Annotated in this window: 12 protein-coding genes; 9 read left to right on the top strand and 3 right to left on the bottom strand. The window is 71.8% G+C overall.

The genetic code is table 11. The annotated features are described in order from the left end of the window. The first annotated feature begins 582 nt into the window (after positions 1 to 582). The 5 genes from D471_RS41820 to truB all read left to right on the top strand — a co-directional run bounded on the left by D471_RS41820 (position 583) and on the right by truB (position 5186). Positions 583 to 1293 (top strand): hypothetical protein, encoded by a 711-nt coding sequence (locus D471_RS41820; RefSeq protein WP_017599452.1) that lies wholly within the window; start codon positions 583 to 585, stop codon positions 1291 to 1293. 2 nt (positions 1294 to 1295) lie between these two features. After that, on the top strand, positions 1296 to 3407 hold the full coding sequence (infB, locus tag D471_RS0115430; protein WP_017599451.1) for a translation initiation factor IF-2: 2112 nt from the start codon (positions 1296 to 1298) through the stop codon (positions 3405 to 3407). Positions 3408 to 3489: 82 nt separating this feature from the next. Beyond that, positions 3490 to 3786, top strand: coding sequence for a DUF503 domain-containing protein (locus D471_RS0115425; RefSeq protein ID WP_017599450.1), 297 nt, complete (start codon positions 3490 to 3492; stop codon positions 3784 to 3786). A 2-nt stretch (positions 3787 to 3788) separates the two neighbouring features. Further along, positions 3789 to 4226 (top strand): 30S ribosome-binding factor RbfA, encoded by a 438-nt coding sequence (gene rbfA, locus D471_RS0115420; RefSeq protein WP_017599449.1) that lies wholly within the window; start codon positions 3789 to 3791, stop codon positions 4224 to 4226. Positions 4227 to 4298: 72 nt separating this feature from the next. Continuing rightward, positions 4299 to 5186 (top strand): tRNA pseudouridine(55) synthase TruB, encoded by an 888-nt coding sequence (gene truB, locus D471_RS0115415; protein ID WP_017599448.1) that lies wholly within the window; start codon positions 4299 to 4301, stop codon positions 5184 to 5186. Between the two features lies 1 nt (position 5187). Here the strand turns inward: truB and D471_RS0115410 are convergent, their stop codons facing one another. The 3 genes from D471_RS0115410 to D471_RS34595 all read right to left on the bottom strand — a co-directional run bounded on the left by D471_RS0115410 (position 5188) and on the right by D471_RS34595 (position 6901). Then, entirely contained in the window at positions 5188 to 5601 is a 414-nt protein-coding gene (locus tag D471_RS0115410) for a type II toxin-antitoxin system VapC family toxin (protein WP_017599447.1), read from the bottom strand. After that, positions 5602 to 5862 carry a DNA-binding domain-containing protein gene (locus tag D471_RS0115405; protein ID WP_017599446.1) on the bottom strand — a complete coding sequence of 87 codons (261 nt, stop codon included), beginning with the start codon at positions 5860 to 5862 and terminating at the stop codon, positions 5602 to 5604. It abuts the gene before it with no gap. Between the two features lie 109 nt (positions 5863 to 5971). Then, positions 5972 to 6901: an alpha/beta fold hydrolase gene (locus tag D471_RS34595; RefSeq protein WP_040689819.1), complete on the bottom strand. Its 930-nt coding sequence runs from the start codon at positions 6899 to 6901 to the stop codon at positions 5972 to 5974. Between the two features lie 182 nt (positions 6902 to 7083). On the opposite strand from D471_RS34595, the gene D471_RS0115395 reads away from it, so the two are divergent. From D471_RS0115395 to D471_RS0115380, 4 genes are all read left to right on the top strand, one after another. Then, positions 7084 to 8028, top strand: a complete 945-nt coding sequence (locus tag D471_RS0115395) for a bifunctional riboflavin kinase/FAD synthetase (RefSeq protein WP_026127759.1) — start codon at positions 7084 to 7086, stop codon at positions 8026 to 8028. Between the two features lie 258 nt (positions 8029 to 8286). Then, entirely contained in the window at positions 8287 to 8556 is a 270-nt protein-coding gene (gene rpsO / locus D471_RS0115390; protein ID WP_017599443.1) for a 30S ribosomal protein S15, read from the top strand. Between the two features lie 305 nt (positions 8557 to 8861). Beyond that, positions 8862 to 11153 carry a polyribonucleotide nucleotidyltransferase gene (locus tag D471_RS0115385; protein WP_017599442.1) on the top strand — a complete coding sequence of 764 codons (2292 nt, stop codon included), beginning with the start codon at positions 8862 to 8864 and terminating at the stop codon, positions 11151 to 11153. A gap of 149 nt (positions 11154 to 11302) precedes the next feature. Then, a complete protein-coding gene (locus tag D471_RS0115380; RefSeq protein WP_017599441.1) occupies positions 11303 to 12637 on the top strand; it encodes a M16 family metallopeptidase in 1335 nt (444 codons plus the stop codon). Positions 12638 to 12671 lie beyond the last annotated feature (34 nt).

The raw sequence follows: 12671 nt of genomic DNA, 5'->3' as shown, positions 1-12671 counted from the left end.
GTGAGCGCGGCGGCCGTCCCGAGGGTGGCCGCGGCCCGCGTCCGGCCGGTCCGCGTCCGGCCGGCCCGCGCCCCGGTAACAACCCGTTCGCGTCCAACGCGTCCGGTATGGGCGCCAAGCCCGCCGCTCCGCGTCCGGGTGGCGGCGCTNCCAAGCCGGGTCCGCGTCCCGCCGCGTCCGAGGGTTCCGCGCGCGCCGCGGCCCCCAAGCCGGGTCCCGCGCCCAAGCCGGGTCCGCGCCCGGCTGCCAAGCCGGGTCCGCAGGGCGAGGCTCCGAAGGAGACCCCGAAGCCGGCCGCCAAGCCGAGTCCGCAGGGCGAGGCCCCGCGTCCCGGCAGCGCGCCCAAGCCCGGCCCGAAGGGTCCCCGCGGCGAGGCTCCGCGCCCCGGCGGCGCGCCCAAGCCCGGCCCGCAGCGTGGCGAGCGCCCGCAGCGCGGTGAGCGTGGTGAGCGCGGCGGCCGTCCCGAGGGTGGCCGCGGCCCGCGTCCGGCCGGTCCGCGTCCGGCCGGCCCGCGCCCCGGTAACAACCCGTTCGCGTCCAACGCGTCCGGTATGGGCGCCAAGCCCGCCGCTCCGCGTCCGGGTGGCGGCGCTCCGCGTCCCGGTCCCCGTCCCGGCCCGCGTCCTGGCGGTCCGCAGGGCGGCGGCGACCAGCGCGCCCCCCGTCCCGGTGGTGGCGCTCCGCGTCCGGGTGGCGGCGCCCCGCGTCCCGGTCCCCGTCCCGGCCCGCGTCCTGGCGGTCCGCAGGGCGGCGGCGACCAGCGCGCCCCCCGTCCCGGTGGTGGCGCTCCGCGTCCGGGTGGCGGCGCCCCGCGTCCCGGTCCCCGTCCCGGCCCGCGTCCTGGCGGTCCGCAGGGCGGCGGCGACCAGCGCGCCCCCCGTCCCGGTGGTGGCGCTCCGCGTCCGGGTGGCGGCGCCCCGCGTCCCGGTCCCCGTCCCGGCCCGCGTCCTGGCGGTCCGCAGGGCGGCGGCGACCAGCGCGCCCCCCGTCCCGGTGGTGGCGCTCCGCGTCCGGGTGGCGGCGCCCCGCGTCCCGGTCCCCGTCCCGGCCCGCGTCCTGGCGGTCCGCAGGGCGGCGGCGACCAGCGCGCCCCCCGTCCCGGTGGTGGCGCTCCGCGTCCGGGTGGCGGCGCCCCGCGTCCCGGTCCCCGTCCCGGCCCGCGTCCTGGCGGTCCGCAGGGCGGCGGCGACCAGCGCGCCCCCCGTCCGGGCGGTGCCGCCGGCGCTCCGCGTCCGGGTGGCGGCGCTCCGCGTCCGGGCCCGCGTCCCGGCGGTCCGCGCCCCAGCCCGATGAACATGCCCGCGTCCCGCCCGACCCCGCCCGGCGGCGGCGGTCGCGGTGGCGGCGGCGGTCGTCCCGGCGGCGGTGGCCGCGGTCGCGGGGGACCCCCCGCGGGTGCGGGTCCGCGTCCCGGTGGCGGCGGCGGTCGTCCGGGCGGCTTCGGCGGTCGTCCCGGCGGCGGCGGTCGCGGTCGCGGCGGCACGGCGGGTGCCTTCGGTCGTCCCGGCGGTCGTCCCGGGCGTGCCCGCAAGTCCAAGAAGCAGCGGCGTCAGGAGTTCAACGACCTCCAGGCCCCGTCGTTCGGCGGCGTCAAGATCCCGAGCGGCAACGGCCAGGTCATCCGCCTGTCCCGCGGCGCCTCGCTGTCGGACTTCGGTGACAAGATCGACGTCAACCCGGCGTCGCTGGTCCAGGTCATGATGCACCTGGGCGAGATGGTCACCGCGACCCAGTCGCTGCCGGACGAGACCCTTCAGCTGCTCGGTGAGGAGCTGAAGTACACGGTTCAGGTCGTCAGTCCCGAGGACGAGGACCGCGAGCTGCTGGAGTCCTTCTCCATCGAGTTCGGTGAGAACGACGGCACCGACGCCGACCTGCGGCCCCGGCCGCCGGTGGTCACCGTCATGGGTCACGTCGACCACGGTAAGACGAGGCTGCTGGACACGGTCCGCAAGACCAACGTCGTCAGCGGCGAGGCCGGCGGTATCACCCAGCACATCGGTGCCTACCAGGTCTCCACGGTCGTGGACGAAGAGGACCGCAAGATCACCTTCATCGACACCCCCGGTCACGAGGCGTTCACCGCCATGCGTGCCCGTGGTGCGAAGGTCACCGACATCGCGGTGCTGGTCGTGGCCGCCGACGACGGCGTCAAGCCGCAGACGGCCGAGGCCATCGACCACGCCAAGGCGGCCGAGGTGCCGATCGTGGTCGCGGTCAACAAGATCGACGTCGAGGGCGCCGACCCGCAGCGAGTCCGCGCGCAGCTGACCGAGTACGGCCTGGTCGCCGAGGAGTACGGCGGCGACGTCCAGTTCGTCGACATCTCCGCCCTCAAGGGCGAGAACATCGACGCCCTGCTGGAGGCCATCGTCCTGACCTCCGACGCGGCCCTGGACCTCCAGGCCAACCCGGAGATGGACGCCCAGGGTCTGGCCATCGAGGCCTACCTGGACCGCGGCCGCGGTTCCATGGCCACGGTGCTGGTCCAGCGCGGCACGCTGAACGTCGGCGACTCGATCGTGTGCGGTGACGCCTACGGCCGCGTCCGCGCCATGCTCGACGAGCACGGCCAGAACGTGGAGAGCGCCGAGCCGTCCCGTCCGGTGCAGGTGCTGGGGCTCACCAACGTGCCCAGCGCCGGTGACAACTTCCTGGTCGTCAAGGACGACCGGGTGGCACGGCAGATCGCCCAGCAGCGTGAGGCGCGCGAGCGCTTCGCCCAGCAGGCGCGTTCCGCCCGCCGGGTCACCCTCGACACCTGGCAGGACCACCTCAAGGAGGGCGAGCGCTCCGAGCTGCTCCTCCTCATCAAGGGTGACATGTCCGGTTCGGTCGAGGCGCTGGAGGAGTCGCTGCTCAAGATCGACGCCGGCGGCGACGAGGTGAGCATCCGGGTCATCGGGCGCGGTGTCGGCGCGATCACGCAGAACGACATCAACCTGGCGGCCTCCGCGGACGCGATCATCGTCGGCTTCAACGTTCGGCCCGAGGGCAAGAACAGCCAGCTCGCCGACCGCATGGGCGTGGACATCCGGTACTACTCGGTGATCTACCAGGCCATCGACGAGATCGAGGCCGCGGTCAAGGGTCTCCTCAAGCCGGTCTACGAGGAGGTCCAGCTCGGCAGCGCGGAGATCCGCGAGGTCTTTAAGGTGCCGAAGATCGGCAACATCGCCGGTTCGATCGTCCGCGACGGCCTCATCCGCCGCAACGCCAAGGCGCGGCTCATCCGCGACGGTGTCGTCATCTCCGAGAACCTCACCGTGGAGTCGCTGCGTCGGTTCAAGGACGACGCGACCGAGGTCCGCGAGGGCTTCGAGTGCGGTATCGGTGTCGGCTACAACGACATCCGGATCGAGGACGTCATCGAGACCTACGAGATGCAGGAGAAGCCCCGCGACTAGTGCCGCGGAGCTGATCCACGGGGCCCCGGCCGAGCGGCCGGGGCCCCGCCTTTGACGGTTCACACACATCACAGGTGATCATTTGTACGTTGGGGCGCTGACCCTGGACGTCCTTCTCGGTGACGTCCACTCGCTCAAGGAGAAGCGTTCGGTGGTGCGTCCGGTCATCGCCGACCTGCGCCGCAAGTTCCTGGTGGCGGTCTCCGAGGCCGGGGAACACGATCTGTACCGGCGGACGAAGATCGGCGTCGCGGTGGTCGCGCCGAGCGCCGCGCACGTGCGGGAGCTGATGGACGCCTGCGAACGGTTCGTCGCGGCCCGCCCCGAACTGGAGCTGTTGTCCGCCAGGCAGCGGCTCTTCAACGAAGAGGAAGACTGACCATGGTTGACGCCGCACGCGCGCGGAAGATCGCCGACCGCATCCAGCGCGTCGTCGCCGAGATGCTGGACCGGCGGATCAAGGACCCCCGCCTGGGTTTCGTGACGGTGACCGACGCCCGGATCACCGCCGACCTGCGGGACGCCACGGTGTACTACACGGTGTTCGGCACCCCGGAGGAGAAGGCGGGCACGTCGGCCGCTCTGGAGAGCGCCAAGGGCGTGATCCGCAGCGAGGTGGGCCGCCAGACCGGTATCCGGCACACGCCGAGCCTGACCTTCGTCGTCGACGAGGTGCAGGAGAACGCCCAGCACATCGAGGAACTGCTGGCCAAGGCCCGCCAGTCCGACGAGGAGGTGGCCCAGCGGGCCACCGGCGCCCGGCACGCGGGGGAGGCCGACCCGTACAGGGCTCCCCGCCCCGAGGACGAGGACGAGTAGCGTCCCCGAACGCGTGACATCCCGGCGGCGGCGCACGCGCGCCGCCGCCCCCGTTTTCTTCTGAGGAGATCCATGGCCGAGAGCGGTGTCGTGGTCGTCGACAAGCCCGCCGACTGGACCTCGCACGACGTGGTCGCCAAGACGCGCGGACTGGCGCGGACCCGTCGGGTGGGCCACGCGGGCACGCTGGACCCGATGGCGACCGGTGTGCTGGTGCTGGGGATCGAGAAGGGCACCAAGCTCCTGGGCCACCTCACGCTCACGGAGAAGACCTATGAGGCGACCATCCGCCTGGGTCTGACGACCAACACCGACGACGCCGAGGGCGAGCCCGGGGTCCGGGCGGACGCCGCCGGTGTGGACGACGACGCCGTACGCGGGGCCGCCGCGCGGTTGACCGGCCGGATCCAGCAGGTTCCGCCGCAGGTCAGCGCGATCAAGGTGGACGGTAAGCGGGCGTACAAGTCGGCCCGCGAGGGCAAGGAGGTCGCGCTCAAGGCGCGGGAGGTGACGGTCGCGGAGTTCACGGTGTCCGACATCCGCCGGGTGGCCGACGGGGAGGGGACCTTCGTGGACGTGGACGCCACGGTCACCTGCACCAGCGGCACCTACATCCGGTCGCTGGCCCGCGACATGGGCGCGGACCTGGGTGTGGGCGGCCATCTGACCGCGCTGCGCCGTACCCGGGTGGGGCCCTACGACCTGTCCGCGGCGCGCACCCTGGACCAGTTGGCGCAGGAGTTCACGCAGGTCCCGCTGGACCGCGCGGTGGCCGCGGCGTTCCCGGTGCGCACGCTCACCGAGGAGGAGACCAAGCGGATCCGCCACGGCAACCGGATCGACCCGAGTTCGCTGGGGTCGGGGCCGGTGGGGCTGTTCGCGCCGGACGGGCGGGTGGTCGCGCTGGGGGAGAACCGGCGCGACCACATGAAGCCGGTGGTGGTCTTCGACCCGGCGTGACTCAGATCTTGATGACCGTCGCCTTGTCCTCGCAGAGCATCCTGAGGTCGTCGGGATCGGACGTGAGGATGGTGACGGGACCAGGAGCCGCGAGAGCGGTGGCGCACAACATCGCGTCGATGGCGTACCGGTGGCCGTGCAGTCCCGCGGTGGTCAGCAGCCGACTCGCTTCCCGAGCGATGCGCTCGGTCACGGGTTCGACGGTCAACCTGGAGAGCTGCCATTCCAGGGCCGCACGGTTGATGCGGGGGTGGATGACCTCCACGAGTGTCGCGGAACTCGTGATGACTCGGTTGTCGTCGGCGCGGGCGAGGACGAGCCAGCGGGTGACGTCTCGATCTTGGAGAACGGCTTTGGCCAGTCCCTCGCTGTCCAGGACGAGCGTGCCGTTCGGGCCGTGAGGTATCGAACTCATCTACTCCACCGGTCCTGGGGTGCCCTGTTCCCTGCGGGCACGGTAGAGCTCCTGGCGAGTCTGCTGGATCTCTTCGTCGGTGATGGGACCGTGCTGAGCTTCCAACGCCTCGATGAGTTCCTTGAGGTTGTCCCGTTCGAGCTGTCTGGTGACAGCCGCGGCGACATAGGAGGACAGACCGGATGGGCCGCTCCGGGCGCGTGCCTTCTCCGCGATGTCCTCGGGCAGGGTCACGGAGTACTTCTTGGTAGGACGTCCCATGCCAGTCATGCTACCCAGCACGCCGCCGAGCGGTTGAGGGTCGTGTCGGGTGTCTTCGGTTCCTTCGCTCTCCTCCCTGCCGTCGCTGTTGTCGTTCGTTGCGGTTTGCTCATCGAGCTTCGTCGCGATCACGTTCCGTGACGTAGTGGATCGCATCGCTCGATGTGCGTTGTTCTCGGGATTTCTCCGGATGGAGGTCCGCCAGGAACCCGTCGAGGACCTCGGTCAGCTCCTCCGGGCGCTCGACCGACGGCAGGTGGCCCGCGTCCGGCAGCTCCACCAGGCGCGCGCCCGGGACGCCCGCCGCGTAGAGGTCGGACACCTCCCGGATCTCGGGAACGTCGTACCCGCCCCTGACCACCAGGGTCGGCACACCGATCTCCGCCAGGCGGCCCTCGGCGGGCGGCTCCGGTGAGCGCATCGTGGTCGGCGGCCCGCTCCACATCCGGTGGAAGGTCGTCCGGTACAGCTCCAGGATCCGCTCCCACACCGGCGCGGGCAGATCCTCCGGACCCCGCCGCGGGCCGAGCGCGACGAACCGCGCCTGGGCCTGCGCCATCGCCGCCACGTCCGCCGGATCGGGGTCGGCGTGCCCCTCCCGGTACCGTGCCAGGCGCTCCTTCGGAACGGCTCCGGCCATCGCCCGCCCCGCGGCCTCGGTGAAGCTCCCCGGCCACTCCCGACCGGTCATCCCGGCGCAGACCAACGCCAGGCCGGTGACCCGCTCCGGTGCGACCAGCGCCGCGTCGACCGCGTGCCCGCCGCCCATCGACGCGCCCACCAGCGTGGCCCGCTCGATCTCCAGCGCGTCCATCAGGGCCAGCAGGTCCTCGTAGTGGGCGACCGGCCCCCCGGTGTCGTCCGACTCGCCGTACCCGCGCCAGTCGTAGCGCACCACGCGGTGGCGCCGCGCCAGCGCCTCGAACTGGTGGTCCCACATGCTCCGATCCCCGACCGCGGCGTGCACGAGGACGACCGGGGACCCCGTCCCCTTCTCCTCGTAGCCCAAATTCGTCCGACCGATGGTGATTCTCGCCATGCGGTGAACCTACGGGACCCCCGACGCCGCGCCAACCCGCTTCTGCCACGGGCAGAGGGGACTTCGCCGCGCCCGCGCGTGCACGGAGCGGGGGCCGACATGGCACCCTTGTTCCCAGGGGACCGCGCGCCGACGGAGCATCGCGCGGTCGTACGGCACAGGCGCGGAAAGGGAGTCCTCAGGTGGGGCGATGGGTTGGGTTGGGAGACGTTCCCCCGGGGTGGGGCCGGTCCGTGGTGGCGATGGGCGTCTTCGACGGCGTGCACCGCGGCCACCAGGCGGTCATCGCGACCGCGGCGCGTCGGGCGCACGCGCTCGAACTCCCCGTGGTCGTCGTCACGTTCGACCCGCATCCCCAGGCGGTCCTGCGCGGTAGCACGCCGTCGGTGCTCACGCCGATGGACCGGCGGGTGGAGCTGCTGGAACAGCACGGAGCCGACGCCGTCTGCGTCCTGCCGTTCACCGAGGAGCTCTCCGCCCTGAGCGCGGAGGAGTTCGTCCAGACCGTCCTGGTCGACCACCTGCACGCCGCGGCCGTGGTCGTGGGCGAGGACTTCCGGTTCGGGCACCGCGCGGCCGGGAACGTGGCCGTGCTGTCCGAACTCGGCAACAAGCACGACTTCACCGCCGACGGGGTGAGTCTGGTGACCGACGGCGCCACCGTCACCTCCACGCGCGTGCGCGCCCTGCTCGACGAGGGCGCCGTCGCCAGCGCGGCCGGGCTGCTCGGCCGCCCGCACCGGGTGGAGGGCTGGGTCGTCCACGGCGCCGCGCGCGGGCGCGAACTGCTCGGCTTCCCCACCGCCAACATGAATCTCACTCCGCACGCGGCGGTCCCCGGTGACGGCGTGTACGCGGGCTGGCTCAGCCACACGTCCCCGTCCGAGGGGCGGGAGTCGCGGTGGCCCGCGGCGATCTCGGTGGGTACCAACCCCACGTTCGACGGCGCGGAGCGGACCGTGGAGGCCTACGCCCTGGACCGCGACGACCTGGAGCTCTACGGCGCCCACATGGCCGTGGAGTTCGCCGAGCACATCCGCGGCCAGGAGCGCTTCGACAGCATCGACGAGCTGATCGTGGCCATGCGGCGCGACGTGGACCGTTGCCGCGACGTCCTGTCCGAGTGAGCTGAGCGGCCACCCGCCCTCCCACGCGAAGGGGCTTTCACCTCGCCGTTTGCGGTAGGCTGGGTGGCGTCCACGTGTGCCCCGCGGCCGGTCCTCCTTCCGGGGGCCCGAATCCGGGATCGAGGCGCGCCCACGCCCGTGGCGGGGCCCGCGCCCATCGCACGCGACGGTGACTGTTCGTACGCGCGGTCACCGCGTCTGACCCCGGCCGCTCGGCCGGGCCCTTCCCGCGTACCGACAACGAAGAAACGGAGCGCTGTGTCGATCGACGCCGCCACCAAGGAAAAGATCATCGCCGAGTACGCCACCTCCGAGGGCGACACCGGCTCCCCTGAGGTCCAGGTCGCGCTGCTCACGCACCGCATCACCGAGCTGACCGGGCACCTCAAGGACCACAAGCACGACCACCACAGCCGTCGTGGCCTGCTCCTGATGGTCGGCCGCCGCCGCCGTCTGCTCAAGTACATCGCCAAGCAGGACATCACCCGCTACCGCTCGCTGATCGAGCGTCTGGGTCTGCGCCGCTAGGTGGCTCGCGGGAGTGGCTTCGGCCGCTCCCGCTTTGTTAGTAAGGTGTGACACGCGCGCCGGTTGACGCCGCCGCGTGTGGATACCACAAGTTCACAGAGGTACACCCGCGATCCTTCCCTCGGCCGCAGAGTCGAGGCCGGTCCTCGGTAGTGGTCTCCGGACGCCCCACGTCGGGCTCCGTGGACTTCGATCGATGACCGGCCGTCATCAACTCCGGGGCACGGACGCGGGACGAGACATCAGCGCACCCCGGGCACGGACCCGCCGGGTGCGCCCCGAGAACGTGTAGTAGGAGGTCGCCCATGGAGGGCGTGTACTCGGCCGAAGCCGTGATCGACAACGGTCGCTTCGGCCCCCGACCCATCCGCTTCGAGACCGGCCGGCTGGCTCAGCAGGCCGCCGGTTCGGCGACGGTGTACCTGGACGACGAGACCATGGTCCTGTCCGCCACCACCGCCTCGAAGCGTCCCAAGGACAACCTCGACTTCTTCCCGCTGACGGTGGACGTCGAGGAGCGCATGTACGCCGCGGGCCGCATCCCCGGCTCCTTCTTCCGGCGCGAGGGCCGTCCCTCCGAGGACGCCATCCTCACCTGCCGCCTGATCGACCGGCCGCTGCGCCCGTCGTTCAAGAAGGGCCTGCGCAACGAGATCCAGATCGTCGAGACGATCCTGGCCCTGCACCCGGACCACCTGTACGACGTCGTCGCCATCAACGCGGCCTCGATGTCCACGCAGATCTCCGGCATCCCGTTCTCCGGCCCGATCGGCGGCGTGCGCGTCGCCCTGATCGAGGGCCAGTGGGTCGGCTTCCCCACCCACTCCGAGTTGGAGAACGCCACCTTCGACATGGTCGTCGCCGGGCGCGTCCTGGAGGACGGCGACGTCGCGATCATGATGGTCGAGGCGGAGTCCACCACCCGCACCCTGAAGCTGGTCGCCGAGGGCGCCGTCGGCCCGAACGAGCAGACGGTCGCCGAGGGCCTGGAGGCCGCCAAGCCCTTCATCAAGGTCCTGTGCCGCGCCCAGGCCGCCGTGGCCGAGCAGACCAGCCGCGAGGTCGCCGAGTTCCCGGTCTTCCTGGACTACGAGGACGACGCCTACGAGGCCGTCGACTCCGCCGTCCGTGAGGACCTGGCCAAGGCGCTGACCATCGCGGACAAGCAGGAGCGCGAAGCCGAGCTGGACCGCGTCAAGGCCGTCGCCGTCGAGAAGGTCGGCGAGGCCTTCGAGGGGCGCGAGAAGGAGGTCGGCGCCGCCTTCCGCTCCCTGTCCAAGCAGCTCATGCGTGAGCGCGTGCTGCGGGACAAGGTCCGTATCGACGGCCGCGGCCCCAAGGACATCCGTTCGCTGAGCGCCGAGGTCGGCATCCTGCCGCGGGTGCACGGCTCGGCCCTCTTCGAGCGCGGCGAGACCCAGATCCTGGGTGTGACCACGCTCAACATGTTGCGCATGGAGCAGACGGTTGACACGCTCAACCCGGAGAAGACCAAGCGCTACATGCACAACTACAACTTCCCGCCCTACTCCACCGGTGAGACCGGCCGGGTGGGCTCGCCCAAGCGGCGCGAGATCGGTCACGGCGCGCTCGCCGAGCGGGCCCTGCTCCCGGTCCTGCCCTCCCGCGAGGAGTTCCCGTACGCCATCCGGCAGGTGTCCGAGGCGCTGGGCTCCAACGGCTCCACCTCGATGGGTTCGGTCTGCGCCTCCACCATGTCCCTGATGGCGGCCGGTGTGCCCCTCAGGGAGATGGTGTCCGGTATCGCCATGGGTCTGATCAGCGAGGGCGACGAGTTCGTCACGCTGACCGACATCCTCGGCGCCGAGGACGCGTTCGGCGACATGGACTTCAAGGTCGCCGGCACCCGTGAGCTCATCACGGCGCTCCAGCTCGACACCAAGCTCGACGGCATCCCCGCCGAGCAGCTCGCGCTGGCGCTCCAGCAGGCGCGCGGCGCCCGTCTGGCCATCCTCGACGTCATGCAGGAGGCCATCGAGCGTCCGGCCGAGATGAGCCCGAACGCTCCGCGCATCCTCACCGTCAAGGTCCCGGTGGAGAAGATCGGCGAGGTCATCGGCCCCAAGGGCAAGATGATCAACTCGATCCAGGACGACACCGGCGCCGAGATCACCATCGAGGACGACGGCACGATCTACATCGGCGCCACCGACGGCCCGTCCGCCGAGGCCGCCCGGGACACGATCAACCAGATCGCCAACCCGACCATGCCCGAGGTCGGGGACCGCTACCTGGGCACCGTCGTCAAGACGACCACGTTCGGCGCGTTCGTGTCGCTGCTGCCCGGCAAGGACGGCCTGCTGCACATCTCACAGATCCGCAAGCTGCACGGCGGCAAGCGGATCGAGAACCTCGACGACGTGATCAGCATCGGCGAGAAGATCCAGGTCGAGATCCGCGAGATCGACGACCGCGGCAAGCTGTCGCTGGTCCCGGTCGAGGTGGTCGAGGCCGAGTCCGCCCCGGCGGCCGAGGAGCCCGCCGCCGAGTCCGGTGACGACAAGCCCGCCGAGAAGGGCGGGGACGCGCCGCGCCGCCGGCGCCGCCGTTCCTCCAGCCGTTCCGAGAACACCTGATCGGCCGGATCTGATCGGAGAAGTCAGCTGATGGGGGCGGTCGCACCGGTGGTGTGGCCGCCCCCGCCGCCTATACTCCGCCGGACCGGTGGGGCGCGCACCGCACACGGACCGATCCAGCGCACCAACGACGCGAAGAAGAAGGTTTCATGAGCTCTGTCCCCATCGCCGCCGAGCAGGAGCCGGGCACCACCGTCACGCTGCTGGAGCCCGAACGCGGGTCCGGTCTCGTGCGGCGTACCGTGCTGCCCGGCGGCCTGCGGGTGGTCACCGAGGACGTCCCCGGGGGGAGGTCCGCCGCCTTCGGGATCTCCGCGACCACGGGTTCGCGCGACGAGGACGCGGCGCACGCGGGCTCGGCGCACTTCCTGGAGCACCTGCTGTTCAAGGGGACCCGGACGCGTTCGGCGATGGAGATCTCCGCGCTCCTCGACGGTGTGGGCGCCGACCACAACGCCTACACCACCAAGGAGCACACCTGCTACTACGCCAAGGTGCTCGACCGGGACCTGCCGCTGGCCATCGACGTGGTCGGTGACATGGTCGCCAACTCGGTACTCGACGAGGGCGAGGTGGAGACCGAGCGCGGCGTGATCCTGGAGGAGATCGCCATGTACGAGGACGAGCCCGCCGACCTGGTGGACGACGTCTTCGCCGCGCACTTCTTCGGGGACAGCCCGCTGGGACGTCCGATCCTCGGCACGATCGACACCATCCGCGCTCTGCCCCGCGAGCGGATCCTCGAACAGTACGGGTCCGCCTACGTGCCCGGCGAGCTGGTGGTGACCGCGGCCGGCAGCCTCGACCACGACGAGGTGGTGGCCCGGGTCCGCGAGATGTTCGCCGACAAGCTCGCCGCCGCCGGGGACGCCCGACCGGCACGCCCGCGCCTGGCGGGCGGCCCGGTGCAGACGTTCGGCGGCACGGTGGTGGAGCCGCGCGAGACCGAGCAGGCCCACATCATCCTGGGATCGGAGGGTCTGCCGCGCACCGACTCCCGCTGGCACGCGGTCCGGCTGCTCAGCGCCGCCCTCGGCGGCGGCATGTCCTCCCGCCTGTTCCAGGAGGTGCGGGAGAAGCGCGGCCTGGCCTACGCCGTGCACGCCTACCACATGGGCTACGCCGACACCGGGACGTTCCAGATCTACGCGGGCTGCCTGCCGGAGAAGGCCGACGAGGTCATCGGCGTGTGCCGGGACGAGCTGGCGAAGGTGGCCGCGGCCGGGATCACCGCCGAGGAGCTCACCCGGGCCAAGGGGCAGATCCAGGGCACGTGGGTGCTGGGCAACGAGGGCACCAACGCCCGGATGGGGCGGCTGCTCGGACACGAGCTCAACCACCCCCGTCACCTGTCGATCGACGAGGATCTGGCGCTGTTCGACGCCGTGACCGAGCAGGACGTGGCCGAGGCCGCCGCCGAACTGCTCGCGCGTCCGCGCGCGCTGGCGGTCATCGGTCCCTACGACAAGGACCGCGAGTTCTAGAGGCGCGTGTTCTGGTCCTCCGCCGCGCTTCGGC

This window comes from Nocardiopsis lucentensis DSM 44048, from assembly GCF_000341125.1.
GTDB lineage: Bacteria > Actinomycetota > Actinomycetes > Streptosporangiales > Streptosporangiaceae > Nocardiopsis > Nocardiopsis lucentensis.
Note: the sequence above shows the minus strand (reverse complement) of the source record. Positions and strands in the feature narration are given on the sequence as shown.

Coding starts and splice junctions, on each gene's coding strand:
- rbfA (WP_017599449.1), top strand. CDS start 3,789: ATGGTTGACGCCGCACGCGCGCGGAAGATCGCCGACCGCATCCAGCGC.
- infB (WP_017599451.1), top strand. CDS start 1,296: ATGCCCGCGTCCCGCCCGACCCCGCCCGGCGGCGGCGGTCGCGGTGGC.
- D471_RS0115380 (WP_017599441.1), top strand. CDS start 11,303: ATGAGCTCTGTCCCCATCGCCGCCGAGCAGGAGCCGGGCACCACCGTC.
- D471_RS0115410 (WP_017599447.1), bottom strand. CDS start 5,601: ATGAGTTCGATACCTCACGGCCCGAACGGCACGCTCGTCCTGGACAGC.
- truB (WP_017599448.1), top strand. CDS start 4,299: ATGGCCGAGAGCGGTGTCGTGGTCGTCGACAAGCCCGCCGACTGGACC.
- D471_RS34595 (WP_040689819.1), bottom strand. CDS start 6,901: ATGGCGAGAATCACCATCGGTCGGACGAATTTGGGCTACGAGGAGAAG.
- D471_RS0115405 (WP_017599446.1), bottom strand. CDS start 5,862: ATGGGACGTCCTACCAAGAAGTACTCCGTGACCCTGCCCGAGGACATC.
- D471_RS0115385 (WP_017599442.1), top strand. CDS start 8,862: ATGGAGGGCGTGTACTCGGCCGAAGCCGTGATCGACAACGGTCGCTTC.